The sequence below is a fragment of the Paenibacillus sp. sgz302191 genome (assembly GCF_057749925.1).
Genome location: NZ_JBYLHY010000015.1, coordinates 30,171 through 52,123 on the forward strand (window position 1 = coordinate 30,171; position 21,953 = coordinate 52,123).

At 54.4% G+C, this 21,953-nt stretch carries 24 protein-coding genes and 1 pseudogene; 6 read left to right on the plus strand and 19 right to left on the minus strand.

Annotation, left to right across the window (positions count from 1 at the left end):
* Positions 1-80: 80 nt before the first annotated feature.
* The 15 genes from folE to AC3G2T_RS21460 form a co-directional block, all read right to left on the minus strand.
* Positions 81-668, minus strand: coding sequence for a GTP cyclohydrolase I FolE (folE, locus tag AC3G2T_RS21390; RefSeq protein WP_474685330.1), 588 nt, complete (start codon positions 666-668; stop codon positions 81-83).
* 21 nt (positions 669-689) lie between these two features.
* Complete coding sequence (locus tag AC3G2T_RS21395) at positions 690-1,268, minus strand: TetR/AcrR family transcriptional regulator (protein WP_488436826.1); 579 nt, start codon at positions 1,266-1,268, stop codon at positions 690-692.
* A gap of 118 nt (positions 1,269-1,386) precedes the next feature.
* Positions 1,387-1,596, minus strand: coding sequence for a YneF family protein (locus AC3G2T_RS21400; protein WP_474685332.1), 210 nt, complete (start codon positions 1,594-1,596; stop codon positions 1,387-1,389).
* Positions 1,597-1,688: 92 nt separating this feature from the next.
* The gene (locus tag AC3G2T_RS21405; protein WP_474685333.1) at positions 1,689-2,723 is read right to left on the minus strand and encodes an HD-GYP domain-containing protein; all 1,035 of its coding nucleotides are present in this window, start codon (positions 2,721-2,723) and stop codon (positions 1,689-1,691) included.
* A 38-nt stretch (positions 2,724-2,761) separates the two neighbouring features.
* Positions 2,762-3,283, minus strand: a complete 522-nt coding sequence (locus AC3G2T_RS21410) for a methylated-DNA--[protein]-cysteine S-methyltransferase (RefSeq protein WP_488436827.1) — start codon at positions 3,281-3,283, stop codon at positions 2,762-2,764.
* Positions 3,284-3,582: 299 nt separating this feature from the next.
* Complete coding sequence (gene queG, locus AC3G2T_RS21415) at positions 3,583-4,764, minus strand: tRNA epoxyqueuosine(34) reductase QueG (RefSeq protein WP_488436828.1); 1,182 nt, start codon at positions 4,762-4,764, stop codon at positions 3,583-3,585.
* A 30-nt stretch (positions 4,765-4,794) separates the two neighbouring features.
* Positions 4,795-5,397 carry a signal peptidase I gene (gene lepB, locus AC3G2T_RS21420; RefSeq protein ID WP_488436829.1) on the minus strand — a complete coding sequence of 201 codons (603 nt, stop codon included), beginning with the start codon at positions 5,395-5,397 and terminating at the stop codon, positions 4,795-4,797.
* A 1-nt stretch (position 5,398) separates the two neighbouring features.
* Positions 5,399-5,950: a DUF402 domain-containing protein gene (locus tag AC3G2T_RS21425; RefSeq protein WP_488436830.1), complete on the minus strand. Its 552-nt coding sequence runs from the start codon at positions 5,948-5,950 to the stop codon at positions 5,399-5,401.
* A gap of 138 nt (positions 5,951-6,088) precedes the next feature.
* Positions 6,089-6,520 carry a GNAT family N-acetyltransferase gene (locus AC3G2T_RS21430; protein WP_474685338.1) on the minus strand — a complete coding sequence of 144 codons (432 nt, stop codon included), beginning with the start codon at positions 6,518-6,520 and terminating at the stop codon, positions 6,089-6,091.
* Positions 6,521-7,674: 1,154 nt separating this feature from the next.
* Positions 7,675-9,339, minus strand: a complete 1,665-nt coding sequence (locus tag AC3G2T_RS21435; protein WP_488436831.1) for an extracellular solute-binding protein — start codon at positions 9,337-9,339, stop codon at positions 7,675-7,677.
* A 60-nt stretch (positions 9,340-9,399) separates the two neighbouring features.
* Complete coding sequence (locus tag AC3G2T_RS21440) at positions 9,400-9,843, minus strand: carbohydrate ABC transporter permease (RefSeq protein ID WP_488436919.1); 444 nt, start codon at positions 9,841-9,843, stop codon at positions 9,400-9,402.
* The gene (locus AC3G2T_RS21445) at positions 9,844-10,272 is read right to left on the minus strand and encodes an ABC transporter permease family protein (protein WP_488436832.1); all 429 of its coding nucleotides are present in this window, start codon (positions 10,270-10,272) and stop codon (positions 9,844-9,846) included.
* 14 nt (positions 10,273-10,286) lie between these two features.
* The gene (locus AC3G2T_RS21450) at positions 10,287-11,222 is read right to left on the minus strand and encodes an ABC transporter permease (protein ID WP_488436920.1); all 936 of its coding nucleotides are present in this window, start codon (positions 11,220-11,222) and stop codon (positions 10,287-10,289) included.
* Positions 11,223-11,392: 170 nt separating this feature from the next.
* Complete coding sequence (locus tag AC3G2T_RS21455) at positions 11,393-12,490, minus strand: response regulator transcription factor (RefSeq protein WP_488436833.1); 1,098 nt, start codon at positions 12,488-12,490, stop codon at positions 11,393-11,395.
* A complete protein-coding gene (locus AC3G2T_RS21460; RefSeq protein ID WP_488436834.1) occupies positions 12,484-14,298 on the minus strand; it encodes a sensor histidine kinase in 1,815 nt (604 codons plus the stop codon). Before AC3G2T_RS21460 ends, AC3G2T_RS21455 begins: the two co-directional genes overlap by 7 nt.
* Before the next feature lie 413 nt (positions 14,299-14,711).
* On the opposite strand from AC3G2T_RS21460, the gene AC3G2T_RS21465 reads away from it, so the two are divergent.
* The 4 genes and pseudogenes from AC3G2T_RS21465 (at position 14,712) to AC3G2T_RS21480 (ending at position 17,303) form a co-directional block, all read left to right on the plus strand.
* A complete protein-coding gene (locus AC3G2T_RS21465) occupies positions 14,712-15,326 on the plus strand; it encodes a superoxide dismutase (RefSeq protein WP_488436835.1) in 615 nt (204 codons plus the stop codon).
* Positions 15,327-16,033: 707 nt separating this feature from the next.
* Positions 16,034-16,285, plus strand: a pseudogene (locus AC3G2T_RS21470) (HD-GYP domain-containing protein); the annotation flags it as partial.
* Between the two features lie 64 nt (positions 16,286-16,349).
* Positions 16,350-16,592, plus strand: coding sequence for a hypothetical protein (locus AC3G2T_RS21475; RefSeq protein WP_488436836.1), 243 nt, complete (start codon positions 16,350-16,352; stop codon positions 16,590-16,592).
* 27 nt (positions 16,593-16,619) lie between these two features.
* A complete protein-coding gene (locus tag AC3G2T_RS21480; RefSeq protein ID WP_474685346.1) occupies positions 16,620-17,303 on the plus strand; it encodes a Crp/Fnr family transcriptional regulator in 684 nt (227 codons plus the stop codon).
* Here the strand turns inward: AC3G2T_RS21480 and mutY are convergent.
* Positions 17,300-18,451 (minus strand): A/G-specific adenine glycosylase, encoded by a 1,152-nt coding sequence (mutY, locus tag AC3G2T_RS21485; protein ID WP_474685347.1) that lies wholly within the window; start codon positions 18,449-18,451, stop codon positions 17,300-17,302. The genes AC3G2T_RS21480 and mutY overlap by 4 nt on opposite strands.
* A gap of 108 nt (positions 18,452-18,559) precedes the next feature.
* On the opposite strand from mutY, the gene AC3G2T_RS21490 reads away from it, so the two are divergent.
* Together AC3G2T_RS21490 and AC3G2T_RS21495 are read left to right on the plus strand one after the other, a co-directional pair.
* A complete protein-coding gene (locus tag AC3G2T_RS21490; RefSeq protein ID WP_488436837.1) occupies positions 18,560-19,126 on the plus strand; it encodes a hypothetical protein in 567 nt (188 codons plus the stop codon).
* Positions 19,127-19,157: 31 nt separating this feature from the next.
* Positions 19,158-19,538 carry a c-type cytochrome gene (locus AC3G2T_RS21495; RefSeq protein ID WP_474685358.1) on the plus strand — a complete coding sequence of 127 codons (381 nt, stop codon included), beginning with the start codon at positions 19,158-19,160 and terminating at the stop codon, positions 19,536-19,538.
* On the opposite strand, the gene acpS is transcribed toward AC3G2T_RS21495, so the two are convergent.
* From acpS to uxuA, 3 genes are all read right to left on the minus strand, one after another.
* Entirely contained in the window at positions 19,522-19,932 is a 411-nt protein-coding gene (acpS, locus tag AC3G2T_RS21500; RefSeq protein ID WP_488436838.1) for a holo-ACP synthase, read from the minus strand. The genes AC3G2T_RS21495 and acpS overlap by 17 nt on opposite strands.
* An 88-nt stretch (positions 19,933-20,020) precedes the next feature.
* Complete coding sequence (locus AC3G2T_RS21505) at positions 20,021-20,869, minus strand: SDR family oxidoreductase (protein WP_488436839.1); 849 nt, start codon at positions 20,867-20,869, stop codon at positions 20,021-20,023.
* The gene (uxuA, locus tag AC3G2T_RS21510) at positions 20,866-21,948 is read right to left on the minus strand and encodes a mannonate dehydratase (RefSeq protein WP_488436840.1); all 1,083 of its coding nucleotides are present in this window, start codon (positions 21,946-21,948) and stop codon (positions 20,866-20,868) included. The genes AC3G2T_RS21505 and uxuA overlap by 4 nt, the downstream gene beginning before the upstream one ends.
* Positions 21,949-21,953: the final 5 nt, after the last annotated feature.

A 21,953-nucleotide genomic window follows, 5' to 3' on the forward strand; every position in this document is an offset into this window, starting at 1 on the left:
TACACGCCTGCCAAAGCAAAAAAAGGGAATGCCGCACAAGGCCTTTGTCACCCGTGCATACACTCCCCCTGAGAGCCCGATTATTTCAACAATGAGAGAAATTCGGAGCGCAGCGTCGCATCCGTGCGGAATGAACCGCGCACCGCGGAAGTCACGGTCTGGCTGCCGTATTTTTTCACGCCTCTGGAGCACATGCACATATGCTCGCCTTCAACGACGACCATAACGCCGTGGGGCTTCAGCACATCGTCCAAAATGTCGGCGATTTCGGAAGTAATCCGCTCCTGCACCTGCAGCTTGCGGGTAACGACATCGACCAGACGGGCGAACTTGCTCAGTCCCGCCACTTTGCCGCTCGGCAAATAGCCGACATGCACCTTGCCAAAAAACGGCGCCATATGGTGCTCGCACTGGCTGTAATAGATGATGTCCTTGATGATCACCAGCTCTTCGTGCTGCTCGTCAAACGTTACGCCCAGCACATCGCTTGGATTGGCGTCGTAGCCCGCGAATATTTCTTCATACATGCGGGTTACCCTTGCCGGCGTGTCCAGCAGCCCCTCCCGGTCGACGTCTTCGCCGATCAGGCGCAAAATTTCTCTGACATGATGCTCGATGAGCTCGCGGTTTTCGGCGACTCTTGTATTTCTGTATTCGATGGATGCCACGATTCGTTCGCTCCTTTTTCTCTACTTCATAAAAGCCTGAATCAGCTTGATGCTGTCCCGCATCGCGGCGCCGTCTTTATGCGCTTTGGTCAGCAGCAGTCCGCCCTGCAGCAGCGATACGATCGGCAGCACAAGCTCGGACGGCTGCATGCCCTGCAGCTTCAGCTCTCCCCGCCGGCAGCTTTCCTGCAAGCACGCTTCCACCATCTCTTCCAGCTCGTTAAAAAAACGGCTGAGCGGTTTTCGCAGCTCCTCCGAGCGGTCGCTCAACTCCAGGGACAAATTGCCGAAAAAGCAGCCTCTGCGGCACTCATGCTCCTCGCAGAAGGCCAGCATCCGCTCGAACAACGCCATGACGCGCTGCTTGGGCGACAGCTCCGGGTTGCCGAGGCTCGGCTCCATCACCGATTCCCGCATGTGCTGCACCTTGCGCTCGATCACTTTAACGCCAAGCTCTTCCTTGCTTTTGAAATGGTAATAAAAATTGCTCTTGCATACCCCGCTGCTGGACAGAATCTCTTCCAAACCGGTAGCCCGAAAACCGTTGTCATGAAACAGGTCCATGGCCGCTTCCAAAATTCTGTCTTTATTGTTCGCCATGAAATATGCCACCTCTTGATAGTACTGGTACGTCCTAGTCACACCGGACGGCAAACGGAAGGGCCGCCTTGAAATCCGTTCATACGGTCATCGGAAGCCCTCCCGGCATTCCATGAGATTATTTCCACTTTTGGTTCTTCATCATGTTCTGAACTTTCGTCATTTGCTGCTTATTCATGTTGTAGCCCATTTGTTTGGCCATCTTTTGCAGCATTTCCGGATTGCTCTGCATCGATTCGATCTGCTTTCTCAAGTAAAACACGCCGATGAAAAAGCCCCCTGCCAATCCGGCAATCAGCGTCAGAATCGGGATGATGATATTCCACATACATGTGCCCCCTGCTTGTACAAAAATAGGATTCCCTTATTTGCTCATCATAGCATTTCTGCTCATTCGTTTACAAATGGACGGCGCGATTATTACGAGAGCACCTGCTCGATAAATACGGTGGTGTGCTTCGCCAGATCCATTTCCTTGACCTCGAATTCTTTCTCGCCCGCTTCCTGCTTGATGATTCTGATAACCGGGCGGCTCGGCAGGCCCCTGTGCTGGCCGACGACAACGCCGGATTCCCGCGTAGAGAGCCGAACCGACGTGCCGGTCGGATACACGGAGACGATCCTCAAAAAGTGGATCAGCACATCGCGGTCCAGCTTCGTTCCGGCGAGCGCCATCATATGTTCGCATGCTTCGTGAGGCTGCATTTTGCGCCCTGTGGACGTATCGAAGAGCAAATTATCGTACATGTTGGCCACAGCGGTAATTTTCGCATAGAGGTGAATATGGTCGGCTTCAAGCCCTCTCGGGAGACCTGTGCCGAGCAGGTCTTCATGATGCTGGAAAGCGACGTGCGCGATCAGCAGGCTGAACTCACGCTTGTTTTTGAGCAGCTCGAAGCCGCGCCAGGTGTGATGCTTTTTCAAATCCGCCGAATCGTCGTCGCAAATCGCCTCGATTTTTCCGACATCGTGCAGCAGCGCTCCGATCGCCAGCTCTTTCAGCTGCATCGCGTTCAATCCCATGTTGATGCCGATCAGTACGGACATCATGCAGACGTTACTCGCATGTACGTACATCGTGTTATCTTCGGTGCGAATATCGGATAACTGAACGAGCACATCCTTGTTCTTCATCACTTCTTCCAGCAGCGTATCGATGCTGATGCTCATAGAACGGGTGCTGAACTCTTTGCCCGAACGAATGGCGTTGAACGTCTCTCCCATCTGTTTCATGACGGCCCGCTTCGTCTCATCCGAAATGATCTCGGGAATTTCCACATCTTCCATCAGCGGATCTTTGATATAGATCATGGAAACTCCGATCCGGTTCAGCGTATTGATCATGAATACGGTCAACTGCACGCCTTCCGAAAGCAGAATAGCCCCGTTGCTGGAAAAAATCGTCCGTCCCAAATATTGCCCTGGCTCTACGGAATCCAATTGCACGTACTTCATATCGTTCACTCCATGATAGTCGTATTGTGGTTCAGTCGCTACTTCCGAATCCCTTCCAGTTCGAGCAGGTTCACTTTGATATCCAGCCCTCCGCCGTATCCGACAAGCTGGCCGTCCGCCCCGATAATGCGGTGGCAGGGAACGATGACAGGCACCGGATTGCGGTTGTTGGCTCCGCCCACCGCTCTGACCGCTTTGGGGGAACCGATCGCCTCGGCTATATCTTTATAGGAAGCCGTCCGGCCGTACGAGACGGCGAGGAGTGCATTCCACACCCGTTTTTGAAACTCCGTTCCGCGCAGATCCAGCTTGTAATCGAACGACGTCCGTTCTTTGCGAAAATACTCTTCAAGCTGCTCCGCTACCGGCTTCAAAGCCTCTTCATCCTCAACCAGCTCATAGGAGCCGAACCAGCGGTTTGCCCAATCCATGATCCTCGTCCGGTTGTCCCCGAACGTGCCGAATTCGATCAAACACAGCCCCTGCTTGCCGGAAACAAGCACCAAAGGCCCGATTGGGGCCGTTATTTCAAAGTACGTCAAAACGGCTGCCGTTTGCATGAAGCTGTCTCCTTCCCATGTATATCCATCTGTCTTGCTGCTTTAATTCTCTAAGCCTATCATATCCGAAATCGCGAGAACGTGCAGTGACATATTGTAGCATTGGCTCTTACCAAGCCCCCGGGGCGGAAAATAAAAACAAGCCAGGGATCGCCGAGGCTTGTTTTGTCGATGTGCGGGCCGCGGTGGCCGCAAGCCCGATAGGCGTGGCCGCGGCGGTCGCGAGCCCGGCGACGCGGACCGGCTGGACCGCGGCGGGCACGGCCTACGGCCGGGCCTTGGCATGGCCGGGCCGGGCGTCACGGCCCGCTGCCGCCGGGCCGCGCCGGCGCGGCCTGCGCTTTTTCCAGCTCGCGGATGACGGCAGGCTCCCGCTCTTCGTCCAGCGCCCGGTCGAGCGCGGCGCCCGCTTCTTCCCCGCCGATCCGCCCAAGCGCCCATGCGGCGGTCGCGCGAATTTCCGGGCGCGGATCGGCGCGCAGCAGCTCGGACAAAACCGGCACCGCCGTCTTGTCCTTAAAATTGCCGAGCGCGATAATCGCATTGCGCTGGATCGGCTTTTTCCCCCGCCAGGACGAGGCGCTCTGCCCGTACTTTTCTTTGAACTCCTTATTGCCCATCGTCAATAGAGGAATAAGCAGCGGCTTGACCTTTTCCGGATCGGGCTGCAGCTCGGGCTGGTGCATCCAGTTCTTGCCCTTGTTTTTCGGGCACACGATCTGGCACGTATCGCAGCCGTACAAGCGGTTGCCGATTTTCAGCTTGAATTCGTCCTCCACGTACCCTTTGGTCTGCGTGACGAACGAAATGCAGCGGCTGGAATTCAGCTGCCCCGGCCCGACCAGCGCACCGGTCGGACAAGCGTCGATGCAGATCGTGCAGTCTCCGCATTGGTCCATGATAGACGTATCCGGCGGAAAAGGGATATTGGTGATCATTTCCCCCAAATATACCCACGATCCCCATTCGGGAGTAATGACGGCGCAATTTTTGCCGCTCCAGCCTATGCCCGCACGCTCGGCGACAGCCCGGTCGGACAGAGCCCCCGTATCGACCATGCTTTGCATTCTGGCCCCGTCGACACGCTCGGCGATGAACGCCTCCAGCTTCGCCAGACGGTCCCGCAGCACATGATGATAGTCGACGCCCCATGAGGAGCGCGAGATGATTCCCCGGTAAGCGCCGGGCTCCGAACGCGGTGGATCGGGCAGCTTGGACGGGTAAGCGATTGCAATCGAGATCATCGACTGCGGCTCCTCCAGACTCAGCTCGGGCCGCACCCGCTTCTCGATATCCGGCTCCTCGAAACCGGACTCAAACCCCTGCTCCCTGTGCCGGAGCAAAATTTCTTTCAACTCGTCGAACGGCGCCGCGGTCGTGAAACCGATTTTATCAATGCCCAGCGACGGCCCCGCCGCGACGATCTCCTGTTTTAGCCTAAGCCAATCCTCCCGTGTGCCCGCATGTATGGAAACGCTCATCCTGCTCACCTCCCGCTGACGCAAGCTCCCCTACAGTCCGGACATTTCGTCAAAAGGCCACAGCACCCATTCCGCGCGCCCTTCGATCAGGCTGACCGGGACCGTGCCGAATCTGCGGCTGTCCGAGCTGGCCTGCCTGTGGCGGTTGTCGCCCATGACGAACACGCTGCCTTCCGGCACCTCCGTGAGGCCAAAATCGCCGTCATTCAGCATCGTATCGGTATACGGCTCCGCAACCATGCCGCCATTAACATACAAATAACCATCTCGGCCTTCAATTCGGTCCCCGGCCACGGCGACGACTCTTTTCACAAGCAGCGGATGCTTTTGCTGCCCATGACCTGCTCCGGGCTCGTGCAAAATGACGATCTCGCCCCGATGAGGCGCCCGGATATAAGCAATCGCCTTATTTACAAAAAGCCATTCCCCCTCCTGCAGCGTCGGCTCCATAGAGCTTCCTTTGACCGTCGAAAGATTAAACCCGAACTTGTGAACCAAAATAACGACAAGCAGCGCGACGAGCATCGATTTGGTCCAATCCCACAGCTCGTGGCTCAAGCTTTTGCTTTCCGTTTGCCCAGCCGTGCCGGATACGATCTTGTTCCTTTCATTTCTTTGCAGAAAGAAACTCAAACTACGCCCCTCCGTTCTTCCGCTTTTCCCAAGTTTCAAAATAGCGCATGACTACGTCGTCCTGAAAAGGCGGCTTCCCGCCGCGGGCTATTTCCAATAATGAGGCAAGCCCGGCCTGTACCTTCTCCTGAACCAACGGGGAGTAATGGTAATTCGTTTTGTGAAGCTCGTATTCTTCCTGATCCACGACATGAACCGCTCCCCCCGGCATGCGGATGACATCCAGATCGTAATCGATATAAGTTATAATATTCCCCGACACGTAAGGAGGAGATGCAATATTGCAATAATATCGGATACCGCTGTCTTCAAGCAGCGCCACGACATTGAACCACCGCTTCGGGATAAAAAAAGATACCCCCGGAACCCGGCTGACCCATTCCTTACCGTCCGCCTCTTGAATCTTGGTCTGGCTGTTGATAAAAACCATCATGGCCTCCTTGCGATGATCCGGGTGGAGCACGCCATCAGGCACGAGCCAATTCGTGAGCCACATTCGGTGAAGGTGCCCATCGTGTTTGAAGCTTTTAATTACGTATGGCGTAAATTCCATGTCACAATGCCCCTCTGCTCATCCAGCCAAAATGATTCCGATATTATATAGAAAAGCATATCTTACCCCCAATTGCAACGGCGGACAAGATATGCTCCAAAGTTCGAACTTATTGATCTGTATATTTCTGCACTACGGTCAACAACTGACCTTCTTCAAAATGCTCAGGCGATGAACCGCCCGGGAAAAATCCGACGTGCTGTAGCCCGCCGATTCGTACACAGGCAGCACCATTTCATTGTGCGCATCGACAGTTACCATAATTTTGTTAACTTTCCGTTGGAGGAACCGCTGCTTCATCGCTTCGATCAAAGCTTTGCCGATGCCTTTACGTTGATATTCACTAGCAACCGCGATTCTATAGTAGTAGCCGTTGTTGTTATCAATGGTGCCGATAATTACGCCTAAAATCTGCCCTTCCTCTTCAGCGATCAAGACAAGTTCAGTATCCCAAGATAGCTGGCGTGCAAATGCTTCCATCGTTTCCTCGTAACAGATTTCCGACAAAACATCTTCCAAGAGTTCAGTGACCGATGAAGAATCTGCAAGCTGAAATGAACGAACGTGCATACGGTTCTCTCCCAATTCCAAAATTTTTTTGTACCGAAAATTTTTTTGGTAACGTCAATAATACGACAAAAAAATGCGAAATCCTGCTGAAACGGTGAAAAAACTCACAAAAACTTAAAGTTTTTTGTGCTTTTTTGCTGAAATCGCTTTATTTTAAGCGCTTTCAAGGAAATTGCAGGACTTTTTTACTGCTATCGCCCAAAAATGAGAATAGTCCTGCCGGAAATCCAGCGCAAATTTCAGCTGCGAATACCGCAGATCAGGGGCACCGTTACCGCCGCAGGACCGATTATAGACAAACCAGTACCTAGGAGTCTGTCCGATGAACCACGTAGAAGGTATATATAAGCAAAATGACAGTCATTATGCAGCGTGAGCGGCAATATTTGCAGTCATGATTCACCCGGTATGCACAAAAGTAACTCCATCGGACAGACTCCCGACACTCGCCAAAACCTGCGAAAGTTGGAATGCTGAAAAAGTCCCGACTCGCTATTAGGCCCGTTTAATAGACAACCCTCCACCCGGCACTCGACAAAACCTGCGAAAGTGCAGGTTTTTTCCGTCAAAGCGGCTCGTTTTGGCAAAAAGCCTGCAATTGTACAGGAATTTTCGCTGAAAGTGACCCTGAGCCCGTGTCCCCGCTGAAAAGCCTGCACTTTTGCAGGAATTGTTCGTGGACAGCGATCAAGGACGCAAATTCATGTATTTTTGCAGGTTTTCTTCCTGCAGCCAGGCAGATTGCGGTTATCTCCTCTGATGCGGAGAGGTTTTTGGGCAGCCTGATGCAAGAATGTTTCGTTTTCGTCGTATCAGCAAGAAAAAAACTGCACTTTATACGAAAATTGACTCAGTAGACCTGTATTATTTTCATTCTGTGGGGTAACGTCCTCGGCATCATGGGGGTTTTTGCAGGTTTCCCCCGTTCTCCCCGTTTTCCCACGCTATCCCGCTATCTTCGCTATCCTCACTATCCCCGCGTTGCCAAGCAGATGGGCGCCTTTTGGTGTTGCGTGTTTTTTCGACAACCCGGAAAGAAAGTACAGGCTTTCTCCCCGTTGCCAGGTCGATAAGCCCGCCTCTGGCATGCAAGTTATTCATGCTTCAATGTCGAATTCTCCCTCGAATCACTCTCGAATCCCCCTCGCACCGGATTATTTCATTTGTTCTTTTTGCTCCTTCACGATGTCCCAGACATCTTTGGCGAGAAACGCCTTGTCTTTATTTTGCCGGTACCAATCGTCCATGTACTCCTCCAGCTTCTTGCCGCCGGCTTTGTCCCATGCCGCCTGCGCATCCTTGATCGCTTGCTCGGGGCTGTATTTGCTGCCGCTGATGATCGCTTTGACATAAATGTCGGTAATTTCCTTCAGCACGCTCGTGTGAATGACGTTCAGATCGCCCGGGAAAGAAGGCATATGTTCGCCGATCGTAATGCCCGGATATTGGCGGCTCGGGTCCAGGTACGTTTTTTGCGCTTCTTTGTACATCTCCAGGCCGGCCTTTTGCTCGGGAACGTCCGGATTGAACTGGTTGACGACGTAACTGCATTTGTCGGCCGCGCGGGTCAGGAACATTTCGTAGTCCCCCGCATAGTTGACCTCATTTTTCGATTTTGTCGGATTGATAATTTGCGGACAGCCGTTTGCGCCTTTTTTCCAATGGACGCCTTCGTCACCGTAGATGATTTTGCCGGCCGCCTCGGGCTGCATCATGAACTCGATATAACGGGCCGCCGCCTCCGGGTCCTTCGCCTTCGCGTTGATCACGGTGCTCATTTGCACCGGATTGTCGATGGCGCCCGTGAACAGGCCGAACGGCGATTTCGGAAAAGCAAGCGGAGCGATCTCGGCGCCCGGCACATTTTTCTTCAGCGTCGCGAGATCCGCCGTCGTAAATTCGAACCAGCTTACGCTGGAATTCACATAGATGCCGATTTTGCCGTTAAGGAAATCCTGCTTCGCTTTCATCCCGTCTTTGTCGTTGATGTAATCCTTATCGACGATGCCGCCGTCGTAAAGCTGCTTTTTGAAGGCCAGCGCAGCAAGGTCGTTGTCCCACAGCATCGCCGCTTTGCCGTCTTTGACGCCCCAGGAAAGCATGCTTTTGGACATCGAGCCGCCGAACATTTCGTTCACGGCCGTCTCCGAATACGTGCTGATGTTCATGCCGTACGTATCCTTTTTGCCGTTGCCGTCAGGGTCCCGCTCGGTGAACGCCTTTGCAACCTGCAAAAGCTCCTCGGTCGTCGCCGGGGCTTGCAGGTTCAGCTTTTTCAGCCAGTCGGTGCGGATGAACATCGCATGCAGCGGCACCGCTTCTTTCAGCTTGCCGATTTCATACAGCTTGCCGTCCGGCTTCGTGCCCGCTTTCCGCAGCTGCGGGTACTGCGCGAGCAGCTTTTCGTAAGTCGGCATAAATTGTAAAAGATCGTCCAGAGGCAGCAGCTGCTTCTGCTCATAAATGCCGTTGCGGAGCGGCGTATTGTATTCGTTGACGACATCGGGGGCCGAGCCGGAAGCGAACAGCACGTTCAATTTTTTCGTCGATTCGCTGCGCAAAATAGGCACGAACTTGACGTTGACGGGACCGGTCCGATTGATCCACGCGGTCCAGCGGTTCTCCTCGTATGAGCCTTCGGAAGCAGGAACCGCTCCGCGGTCGTACATCGATACGGTAATATCTCCGCGCTTGGCGGGCGTCTGGGCGGTATCCGGCTTGCCGCTGTCCGCCATGCCGCCCGAGCAGCCCGCGAGCAGCGCCCCGACAGCCGCAGCCGCAGCAATGGCAAGACTTGCCTGCTTCATCCGTTGTCTCATTCCAAAATCCCGTCCTTTTTTGGTGGATTAGGAGATGCCCGGCATCTCGATCGGTCGTCGTTACCCTTTTACGGAACCCAGCATAACGCCTCTAACAAAATATTTTTGCAGAAAAGGATAAAACAGCAGCATCGGAACGATCATCGTCACGACGCCGGCCGCTTTAATCGTCTCGTTCATGACCAGCTGCTGCGCAGCTATATCCGTCGTCGCCGTCTGGATGATGTCGTTTTTTTGCAGGATAGCCTGGACGACGACGGTTAAATTTTGCATATCGGTTTTGTTGATGTACATGAGCACGCTCATAAATGCGTTCCAGTAGTGCACCCCGTACAGCAAAGCCAGCGTGGCAAGCATCGGCAGCGACAACGGCAGCATGATGCGGACCAGCAGAGCGGTATCGCCGCAGCCGTCGATGGTGGCGGCTTCCTGTACCTCATGAGGGATGTTCTCAAAATAGCTGCGCATAAGCAGCATATTGTAGGTGCTGATCAGCCCCGTCAGTCAAATCGACCAGTAGGAATCAATCAGCGACAAGCTTTTTACGACCAGGTACGTCGGGATGACGCCTCCGGAGAACAGCATCGTGAACACCATTGCCAGCGTCACCAACCGTCTTCCCGACAAGTAAGACCGCGAGAGCGGATAGGCCGCAAGAATCGTTGCGAGCATGCTGAACAGGACGCCTCCGCACGTAATCAGCGCGCTGTTTTTCAAGGCTTTCAAAGCGGGCGTTGCGATGAAAAAAAATTCATAAGCCGTCGTCCGGAAGCCTACCGGCCACAACGAAACGCGCCCCGCTTCGACGGCGGCCCTGTCGCTGAAAGACACCGCAACCGTATGTACGAACGGGAGCAGACAGGTTAAACCGAGCGCGATCAGCAGCACGCCGTTGACGGCGCTAAACATTCGTTCTCCTCTTGTCGGCTTCACGCTTCCCCTCCTCGTCAAAATAAAGCCTGGTCAAACTTGCGGGCGATCCCGTTAGCCAGCAGCACGAGGCCGAAGCTGACGGCCGATTCGAACAAGCCCATCGCTGCGGACAGACTGAACTGCGCTTGCTGGAGCCCCATTTTGTACATATAGGTGCTGATTACTTCGGACACGTCGGCGACGGCCGGATTTTGCAGGTTGTACACTTGATCGAAGCCGACCTCCATGACCCGGCCGACGGCCAGAATAAGCAGCAGCACGATGGTACTGCGGATTCCCGGCAGCGTGACGTGCCAGATTTGCCGCCATTTGGAGGCGCCGTCCATGCACGCCGATTCGTACAGGGAAGGATCGATGGCCGTGAGCGCGGCCAAATAAACGATTGCGCTGAAGCCCATTTCTTTCCATATCCCCGATCCGAGAAAAATGGCGATCCATGACGCAGAATCGTACAAAAACGTTTTCGGCTCGATCGCCAGCAGCTTCAGCGTCTTATTCACGGAGCCGTAGTCGGCGGCAAACAGCGTCAGCACAATGCCGGCCACAATGACCCAGGAGAAGAAATGGGGCAAATAGATGATCGTCTGCACCCAGCTTTTCAGCCACCGGGTCCGCACTTCATTCAGCATGACAGCCAACAGGATCGGAACCGGAAAGCCGAACACGATGCCGAGAAAGCTGAGCCAGAACGTGTTCCACAAAATTCGCACCGTGCCCGCCGAAGAAAACAGCAGTTGGAAATGCTTGAAGCCTGCCCACGGACTATGCAAAATGCCGTCTGCGAAGTTGTAGTTTTTGAAGGCTATCAATAACCCGCCCATCGGGATGTATTTGAAAATGATGTAAAAGGCAAACACTGGAAGGAGCATCGCGTACAAGGGGATGTTTTTCCTCAGTTTCCTTTTCCGCCGCATTCCCCGCCCGGCAGTCGGGGCCGGACTTTTCTCCATCGCGCTGTTCACGGCAAGCTCACTCCTTTCCTGCACCGGACAGACGGTTCCGGATCGCGCCGTCCGGCATGCCGACACACACGGCCGGCACGCCGGACGAGCCCCTACGACACCGCCCAGGGACCCCTAGCCATGCGTCCGGCACCCTACGACAAGCCTTACGGTACCCGCTACGGCATCCTCCGGTATTCTTTGGGCGACATGCTGTACTGCTGCTTGAACACATTCGTAAAATAATTCGGCTCGTCAAAGCCGACTGCGCAGGCGATCTCGAAAATTTTCAAATCCGTGCTCCGCAGCAGCACAGCGGCTTTGTCCATCCGCACGCGGTTCACATAATTCGTGAAGCTGTCGCCGACGGCCTTTTTGAACATGACGCTGAAATAGCTCGGATTCAGGTTTACGCGGTCCGCCACATCGGTCAAGCGGCACGCCTTGTCATAGTGCTCCTCAATGTACTTGAGCGCCTTCTCGATGGCCGTATCGCTTTTGGACGCCTGCCACTGTTCCAACAACCGGATAAAGCTCTCGGCTTGCTCGCCGGCCCAACCGACGATGTCCCCTGCCGTTCCGTTCGCAGCCGGCATGTTCCGCGCCGCGGCCGCCAGCGAGCCGTCGTCCAGGTCGGGGAACTGCTTGCGGACCGTGCCGTGCAGCGCCGCCGACAGCGTCAGCGCCCGGAGCGCCTCCTCGTCCGGCGACAGCTGCCGCAGCTCGCCGACCATTTTGCGCAGCTGCTGCTGCACATACCCCGCTTGTCCTTGCAAAATGCCGGACATCAGCTGCAATTCCAGCTCCTTGACCCCCGCCTGATTCAGCGCCAGCTGCCCTTCCGCCACAGGCTGATTGGAGCCGGACAACCTGGTCAGCCTCTGGCTCTCCCGCGCCTGAATATGCCTCGACGCCTTGCCCAGCACGCTGCGGATATCCTCCTCCGTGCACGGCTTGACCAGCAGGTCAAGCGCACCGTGCCGCACAGCCGCCTGCGCGTACTCAAAATGCCTGTACGCGGTAATGACGATCACCATCATATCCGGATAGCTCTCGCGAAGATGTCCCGTAAATTCCATCCCGTCCATAACCGGCATGCGGATATCCGTCAGCACGAGGTCCGGCTTGAGCCGATGAACCAATGCCAGCGCGTCCTGCCCGTTGCCGGCCTCCCCGACCACTTTCCAGCCGAGCTCCTGGCTTTCCAGCATTTTGACCAATCCTTTGCGAAAATTAGGCTGGTCCTCCACAATAATTACATTCCCGCTCGTCAGCATGCTCTGGGCTCATCCTTTCCAACGGAGTTATACGGCAAAATCAGGCGCATCCCGGTCCCCTCGCCTGCCGTGCTTTGAATTTCAAGCCGATACGGAGCGCCATGCAATAGCGCAATTCTTCGCATCACGCTGCGCACCCCGAGGCTTTCCCGGCCGTCTTTGCGTTGGGGCAGCGCAGAGCCGTCAAAATCCAGCAGCCTGACAACCGCCTCTGCTTCCATCCCGCAGCCGTTGTCCTCCACGACAATTTCCAGCGTTTCTTGTTTGCGCCTGGCCCGGATCGTCAGCTTTTTCTCGGACACTTTGTTGCGGAAAGCGTGCATGAACACATTCTCTACTAACGGCTGCAAAATAGATCGCATCATTTCACAGCCCAACACGTCGTCGTCCGCCTCGATCCTCGTTTCCAGATCGGTCTCGAACAGCTCCTGCTGGATTTTCACATAATTCCGGATCTGCTGCAGTTCCTCGCCAACCGTCGTCAACGTCTGCACGGGCATCAGCGAATATTTGAGCATATCCGAAATCGCGGCAATTAATCCGGCCGTCTCCTCTTCGTTGCGAAGGTACAGCTTCCAGTAAATTTCGTTGAACATATTGTGCAAAAAATGGGGATTCAGCTGCGCCTGCAGCGCTTTAAGCTCCGCCTCCCTCTCGCTAAGCTGCGTCAGGTACACCTCTTTGATCAGCCGTCCCACCTGCTCGGTCATCGCGTTGAAGCTGTCGCCGATAAAAGCAAGCTCGTCCTTCGTCCGAACCTCGATCCGCGTATCAAAATCCCCCGAGCGCACTTTGCGCAGCCCTTGCAGCAAATCCGTGAGCGGCCGCAGCAGCTTGCCGGTCGACAGCATAATGAGCACGCTCGTTACCAGCGCGATGATCAGCCCGGACACCAGAATCCGCTCCAACTGCTCGCGGTTCTTGGCGCGTATCTCGGTCAGAGAAGTGCCGCTGACCAGCTTGAAGGAGATCGTTTTGGAAGCGTTCTGGACGTACAGATGATTGTCGAGCACCTTGGTCTCCTCAAGGCCGTTCATCACCCGCAAATCTTTACGCGTATCCGGCGTCGTATTCGTGTAAAGCAGCTCCTGCATCTGATTGAACAAATACACTTGCCCCAGGCCGTCTTTCGTAATTTCCTTGAGCGAGCTCGAAAAAAACGTTTCATCGATCGCCATGACCAGCACGCCGTACGTCGCCAGCATATTATTTTTCATAAACCGCGCCACAATGATCGTATTGCGGTAGCCGCTCGGCTCGATCGAGCTGGGCACAGCCATGTTCATCCACACCATGTCGCCGGAGCTGTTGTTGATTTTGGAACGGATCGTCCGGAACAGGCTCTCGTCCAAATGATTGATCGACGAAGTCGTGTAGCTGAAATACGACGGATTTCCGTTCAGGTCGTACAAGTAAAGCCCGGTCATATTCGGAACGTCGAGCTTGATTTGCAGCATCTGCTCTTCGATCTGTTTTTTATCGAAATAAATGTGAAAAGGGTCGGAAGGTGTATCCGAATTGTTGCTTTCGTTAATGCGGCCGATCATTTTTTCAATCTGGGGGTTGAAGACGATCGTTTGCGAAATGCGGTTGATTTCCTGCACCTTGAGTTCCAGCTTGGCGAGCGCTTCTTCATTCGTCTTGGAGAATTGCTTGCTGATCTCTTGCTCGAACAAGTCGAGATTGTTCCGGTATGTGAGGTATCCGGTAATGCCGAAAGCGAGCAAAATAATACAGGCAAGATTCACGATCAGCTTGACCTGGAAGCTGCTGTTGATTCCTGTAATTAATCGAAGCCACAATCGCACGCTTTTTCGCCTCCATGCTTGAAACTGCATCGCCATTCATTATTGGCACGATTTATTATGAGAATATGAAGTTAATATGAAGTTAATTTTAAGATTATTTGAACGCGCCGGGCGGCATAATGGAAATTTTGGCCGGACAGACGCATAAAAAAGCGGAAAGTTTCGGAATTTAATCTAGGAGTCCGGCGGTAAAACTCAGAAGAATGACGGAGTAATGCGGCACCGGCGGCAACTCCGCCCGCAGTCTCCCGGGGATATCCGGACAATCAGGAGGTGAATGGACCAGTTTCGCCACTGAGCAAAATCGAACGCCTCGGCGGGCTGACTTAGTAAACATAAATGTTGATTTATTATACAAAATGGGTCATAATGAAAGTGTTGAAATTACATATTATTTAGGAGGTATTTTGAAAATGGCACATCAATTACCAGCATTACCATACGCAACCAACGCGCTGGAGCCTCACATCGATGCGACGACTATGGAAATCCACCACGGACGTCACCATAATGCATATGTAACGAACCTGAACGCAGCTTTGGACAAACACCCTGCGCTTCATGACAAATCCCTGAACGACCTGATCGCCGACCTGAACAGAGTACCGGAAGATATCCGCACTGCCGTTCGCAACAACGGTGGCGGCCATGCCAACCACTCCCTGTTCTGGGAAACGATCGGCCCTAACGCCGGCGGAGCTCCAACAGGCGCACTGGCAGCAGCTATCGAGAGCGAGCTTGGCGGTTTCGACAAGTTCAAAGAAACTTTCGCGGCAGCGGCTACAACTCGTTTCGGTTCCGGCTGGGCTTTCCTCGCAGTAGGCAAAGACGGCAAACTGAAAGTGTACAGCTTGCCTAACCAAGACAGCCCGATCTTCGAAGGCGAAACTCCGATCCTCGGCCTGGACGTATGGGAACATGCTTACTACCTGAAATACCAAAACAAACGCCCTGACTACATCGCAGCGTTCTGGAACGTTGTGAACTGGGCTGAAGTTGGCAAACGTTACGAAGCAGCAGCGAAGTAATGTAAACGCCGGGCGCTTCCCCCTTCGGGGCAACGGCTATGAAAGAACCTTCAACACCACTGTCGCAGTGGGGTTGAAGGTTCTTTATTTTGGGGCTTCGCTGCGCGAGCGAACCGCCCGGAAAGTCCGCGGCGGCACGTACAAATTCCGCGCCTCCTTTTGCGTGATAAAAGTCGCCCCACGGCGGTGCAGTTGGCTGTGGAGCGTCTTGGCAAGCCGAAAAGCCTGCGTTTGTGCAGGCTTTTTCAGCGAAAGCGGTTCGGGTTGGGGAAAAGCCTGCAATTGTGCAGGAATTCCCGCTCAAAATGAGCTTTCGACCGAGTAGCCGACGGAAAACCTGTATTTTTGCAGGAATTCTGCCTTGCAAGCTCATCTACGGGCAAAAAACTGCACTTTCGCAGGCTTTCTGCGGACGGTTGGACTGGTTGTTGCCCGTCAGGTCGGCGCAGCCGTTCATCTAGCGGCTTGGCAACCAAAAAGCCTGCATTAGTACAGGCTTTTTCCGCGGAAGCGGCCCGGTTCGGGGAAAAGCCTGCAATTGTGCAGGAATTTTCGATGAAATTGAATCTGAGCCCTTGTTCGAGGCGAAATGCCTGTACAATTGCAGGAATTTTTCATCGCCAGTGCATCAACGAGCAAAAAGCTGCACTTTTGCAGGTTTTCGTCGCGCAATCAGGCAAATAGTGCGACCCCGGCGGCTCTGGCGTATGGGTTTCTGGGAAGCCTGCACTTTATTCGGAAATAGTACACACAGTAACCCTGATTATTTTCATTCTGTGGGGTGGCGTCCACGACGTCATGGAAGTTTTCGCAAGTTTCCCGCACAATGCGCGCTGCAGCACCATGAACGGACGGACGGCAGCGGCTATCCTTACAACTTACGGGGAGAGCAGATTCACCCTTACTCCAGATGGATCGGTCTGCCGGACTACTACGACGCCATGATCCACGCCAGGTCCTGCCGTCCTGCCGTCCTGCCGCAAGGCCCTTCCTCCCCGCGATGCTCTCGAAGATGCTCTCGAAGTGCTTTACGCGAACGCCGGAAAGCTGTACGATATAGATATGGTCAAGCTGTTCCGCAGCAACGTCGCGATCTACCCCGTGGGTCTGAGCGTCTCCCGGTTGAACACCCACAGTATGCAGCGGCCTGTCGTACGTATACTAAGAAGCGCATCCGGACAAGAACTGAGAGACCCTTACGAAGTCGATTTGTCGCGTACGCTGAACATAATGATTGAAGAAATCGGAGAACAGCTGGTCGTTTGATTATGACCGAAATGAGATGAGCGCCTGTTGAAAACGATTGTTCAGCTTCTTCAAAATGTCCCCCTCTTTCAAGAGCTGTCTGAAGAAGAGCTCTTTGGTCTCGCCCCTCTTTTTACAGAAAAGAAAGTGAAGAAAGGCAGAATCCTTTTCCTGGAAGGCGAAATCGGGGAGGAAATGTATTTAATCAAGACGGGTGTCGTCAAAATTTACCGGTTGGACGATGCCAAGGAGATCATTCTTGCCCTGTTCCGCGAAGGCGACTTCTTTGGAGAAATGGCATTGATTCAAGAAGGTCTCACCCGTTCCGCTACCGCCGAAACTTTGGATGCCTGCGTCATGTACACCCTCAAACGCTCGGTATTTGCGCAATACTTGGAAAAGAGCCCCAAGCTGTGCTTGAAGCTCTTGGAGACGACGATGGAACGGCTGCGCAAAGCGAACGAGCAAATTTACGATCTTACTTTTCTCGGCGTCCGCTCGCGCATTATGAAAACGATCGTCCGCCTGTCCGAAGAACACGGAACTCCGACGAAAGACGGGCTTCTGATCGATGTGAAGCTCACCCATCAACAATTGGCCAACATGGTCGGCACCGTTAGGGAATCGGTCACAAAGGTTTTGCAGGAGCTTCTGGACGAAGGGTCGATCGAAATCGATAAGAAAAAGATCACGCTCAAAAATGTGGAAGCAATCCGGCGGGAAATCCGTTAACGGATTTCGGGAACACTGCGATTCGTTTGTCGTGACTGCTTCTGCCAAGCTTTCATAATCCGCAGAAAAACATTAGGAAACGCATACTGCTGCAGCTCATCCGCACCTACCCAGCGATAATGGAACGGAATCCATTCTCCCCCATCCCTCTGGCGGCCCATCTCGCCCAATTTGGCCCGATACACCTTCATGTCCCAAAAAATGTGGCTGAATGTGTGATTCGTATCCGCCAACCATTCCAAAGGACTTATTACGATCTGCTCTTGCTCCGCAAGCGTCTCCCGAAGCTCGTTCATCGTCTCGGCATCCGAACTCCACGAGGCCGCTTTCAGCTCGATATGCGGCAGCTCCCACATGCGGGCCAGCAAGCCTTCCTGCGGGCGCTGCCTGATCAGCCATTTGCCCTCGTTCTCGCCAGTGCCTTCAACCAAAGCTACGGCCCGCAGCTCGGGACGGGGCGGTTTCGCTTTCTTTTTAATGGGCAGCGATTCTTCCATGCCTTCTTCGCGCGCGCGGCAGTGCGCCATTACCGGACACGTCAGGCAGTGCGGCGAACGCGGCGTACACACCATCGCACCGAGCTCCATCAGTGCCTGATTGAAATCGCTAGCCGTTCCTTCCAAAATGAGCTCCCGCGCCAAATGCTCCATTTTTACGCGAGTCGCAGGCTTCATAATATCTTCTTCGATGAGAAAATAGCGCGACAGCACCCGCATCACATTGCCGTCCACAGCGGGCTCGGGCTTGTTATAAGCGATGCTCAGGATCGCCCCGGAGGTGTAGGGACCGACCCCTTTTAACGAGGAAATTTCTTCCTTTTCCTGGGGCACGATTCCCCCGTATCTTTCGTGGACTTCCCTGACGGCGCTCTGCAAATTGCGTGCGCGGGAATAGTACCCGAGGCCTTCCCACGCTTTCAGCACGTCCTCTTCGGGAGCGTTCGCCAGCGCCTCCACAGTCGGAAATTGCTCGGTAAAACGGTGAAAGTACGGGATTACCGTATCCACTCTCGTCTGCTGCAGCATCACTTCCGAAATCCATATATGGTAAGGATTTTTGCTTCTTCTCCACGGCAAATCCCGTTTGTTCGCACGGTACCAGTCAAGCAGACCGGTTGAAAAATAATGCTTTTGCTCTTCACTGTACATAAGCTCTTCTTGCTCTCCTTCTCTATCGGACCGGATCAAGTTATAATGGAACAATGGACATGACTTCATTATAAGAGAAGTGTGCAAGAGAAAACCAGAGGTGAAAGTATGCAGAACGCAAAGCAATCGGATTTGGCAAATAAAAGGAAAGCTTGGCTGGCCGGAGCAAAGCCGCTTATTCCGCTGCTCTTTATTTGGGGAGCCGAATGGATTTTCAGCGCCGCAGTCGATTTTATGATCATTTGGCGGGATTTTGACTGGCTCAAGCTGGCCGGTTTGATTACGGCGGTTGTCGCAAGTTTGATTCAGATCGGAGGGATGCGCAGGGAAAAAGGCGCCGCGGATCCCGCATCGCAGGATGCGGATCGCATAGGCAATCCGCTGCTTCTGCTGCTGCCTGGAGCGCTGCTGATCGCGGCGGTCGCACTGCTGGAAGCGATCGGCGCCGTAGGGCCGTTATTCGCGCCCGTGCTGCGCTCGTTCCTGCTGGCCGTCGGCTTCGTGCAATTCGGGCTGGTGCTGGGCAGACCGCTGGTCTACCTGGGGCTGTGGCTGTTCGCCTTATCCGCCATTATGGGCGTATGGTATTTGGGCTATTCCGGCATCATCCTCGAAGGGATGGGCGGCATCAGTCTGCTGGCCGGCGGCTACATGCTGCGCGTGTGGGCCAAATAGTATTTTGAGGGATGGAGGTTCGAGTGAAGTGATGAAGCAAAAGTGGTTAAAAAGCGGCGGCGCCCTGCTGATGGGGCTGCTGGTCATTAGCCTTGCCGCGTGCGGCGGCGGCAAGTCCGGCTCCCCGGCCGGATCGGCCGCACCCGCTCCTACCGCAGGCACGGAAAGCAATGAGGCGTTCGTCAAGGCGCAGGAGATGTTTACAACGAACAAGTGCATCAGCTGCCACGGCGTCGATCTCGCAGGCAAGGTCGGACCCAGAACGAACCTGCAAAAGGTCGGCGGCTCGATGAGCAAAGAGCAGATCGCCAACAAGATCAAAAACGGCGGCGGCGGCATGCCGGCCTACAAAGAAAAGCTGTCCGATGACGAAATCGGACAGCTTGCGGATTGGCTCAGCTCGAAGAAGTAACGCCTGCTTGCAATTGTTCCACGATGACATAAGCGGCAGCCATCGTCTCCGTATGCGTAATGCTGATATGGATGCGGGGGCTGCCGCTTATGCATGCCCGCTCCAGCGCGGCCGCCGCGACGGCGCATTCCGGCTTGCCGAGCGCATCCGGCAGCACCTCCACATCCTGAAAGCCGATCCGCTTGCCGATGCCGCAGCCGACCGCTTTCACGACCGCTTCCTTCGCGGCGAACCGCCCTGCCGCAAATTCCGCGAGACGCCCGCGCCGCTGCTGGGCAAGCTCTCTCTCCCGCGGCGTCAAAATCCGCTCCAGGAAGCGGTCCCCCACTGAGCTTTCGAGAATTTTGCGCAGCCTGGAAATTTCAACCATATCCATTCCAACCCCAATAATCATGGACTGCAGCCCTCCGTATCGATTCCGATATCGCTTTGCTGTTCAGCGTACATGATTCCATGGTGCAGGTCAAGGTTGTCCCGGCATTTTACACGCCCGAGTAGGCCATGAACCCGCCGTCTACCGGAACCGTGATGCCGGTAACGAAGCCCGCCGTGCTGTCATCGACCAGCCAAAGCAAAGTGCCCAGCAGATCTTCCGGCTTGCCGAACCTTCGCATCGGCGTGTGCGTAATGATTTTGTGCGATCTTTCCGTCAAGGAGCCGTCCTCGTTCGTCAGCAGCTTCCGGTTCTGCTCCGTCAGGAAAAATCCCGGCGCCAGCGCATTGACCCGGATACCGACATCGGCCATATGTACGGCCATCCACTGCGTAAAGTTGTTGATGGCCGCTTTGGCCGCGCTGTAGGCGGGCACTTTGGTCATCGGGCTCGGAGCGCTCATGGACGACATGTTGATCACGACGGCTCCGGGTTTGTTGATCATTTGTTTGGCGAATACTTGCGTAGGTATAAGCGTTCCTAGAAAATTCAGGTTGAACACAAATCCGAACCCTTCTTCGCTCAAGTCGAAAAAAGTCGTGATCTCCTTATTCAGCAAATCCTCCGGCTTAAACGTTTCGTTCGTCGTGCTCCCCTTCGGGTGGTTCCCGCCCGCTCCGTTAATGAGAATGTCGCAGTCGCCGAGCTTGCCCGCGATTTCGGCTGCCGCCTGCTTCATGCTCTCGGCATCCAGCACATTGCAAGCGACCGCGATCGCTTCGCCCCCCGCCTGCCGGATCGCTTCGGCGACGGCTTCGCCTTTTTCGGCTGTGCGGTTCAGAATCGCGACTTTGACGCCCTGCCGTCCAAGCTCCTTGGCCATAGCCGCGCACAGCACCCCGCTGCCCCCGGTTACGACAGCGACTTTGCCTTTTAGATTTTCATGAATGGGTATCATTTGACGACCTCCCGCTTTTTCATGCGTTCCAGCGAATCCCACACGCCCCACAAATACATAATGCCCAGAGCCCGGTCGTAAAGCCCGTACCCCGGCCGGCATTCCTCGTCCCAAATATGCCTTCCGTGATCCGGCCTTGCGTATCCGGTAAAGCTGTTGTCATGATACGCTTTGACAATACCCGCAATATCTACGGTACCGTCGCTCGTCCGATGGGAAGTTTCGATAAAATCGCCGTTCTCGTACACCCTTACATTGCGGATATGCGCAAACGGGATACGATCGGCGAACTCCCGCACCATCGCCTCAATATCGTTATCGGGATTGGCCCCGAGCGAGCCGCTGCACAATGTAACACCGTTGTACGGGCTGTCTACGAGCTTGAGCAGGCGCCTGATGTTCGTCTGGCTTGTCATAATTCTCGGCAATCCGAAAATCGACCACGGCGGATCGTCCGGATGAATCGCCATGCGGATATCATGCTGCTCCGCAAAAGGGATAATCTGCTCCAGGAAATATTGCAGGTTGCTCCACAGATCCTCTTCCGTCACATTTTTATACGCTTCCAAAAGCGGAGCAAGCTTGCTGAGCCTTTCCGGCTCCCAGCCCGGCATCGTGAAATCGGGATTGTCGGCGATGATCCGGACCAGTTCGCTCGGGTCGTCCATCCGTTCGACTTTGGCTTTTTCATAAAAAAGCGCCGTGGAGCCGTCCTCCATCTCCTTGAACAAATCGGTGCGCAGCCAATCGAAGACAGGCATGAAATTGTAGCAAATCGTTTTCACGCCAACTTTCGCCAGCTTTTCGATCGTTTTTTTGTAATTCTCGATGTACCGGTCTCTGGTCGGCAGCCCCAGCTTGATGTCTTCATGCACGTTGACGCTCTCGACTACCTCCAGGTGCAGGCCGTAAGGATCAGCCAACTGCTTATAGGCGAGAATTTTGTCCATCGGCCACTCTTCGCCCGCCGGCACGTCATGCAGTGCCCAAACAATGCCCTCAACGCCCGGAATTTGCTTGATCTGCTTCAGCGATACCGTGTCGTTGCCTTCCCCGTACCATCTGAATACCATCCTCATCCTCT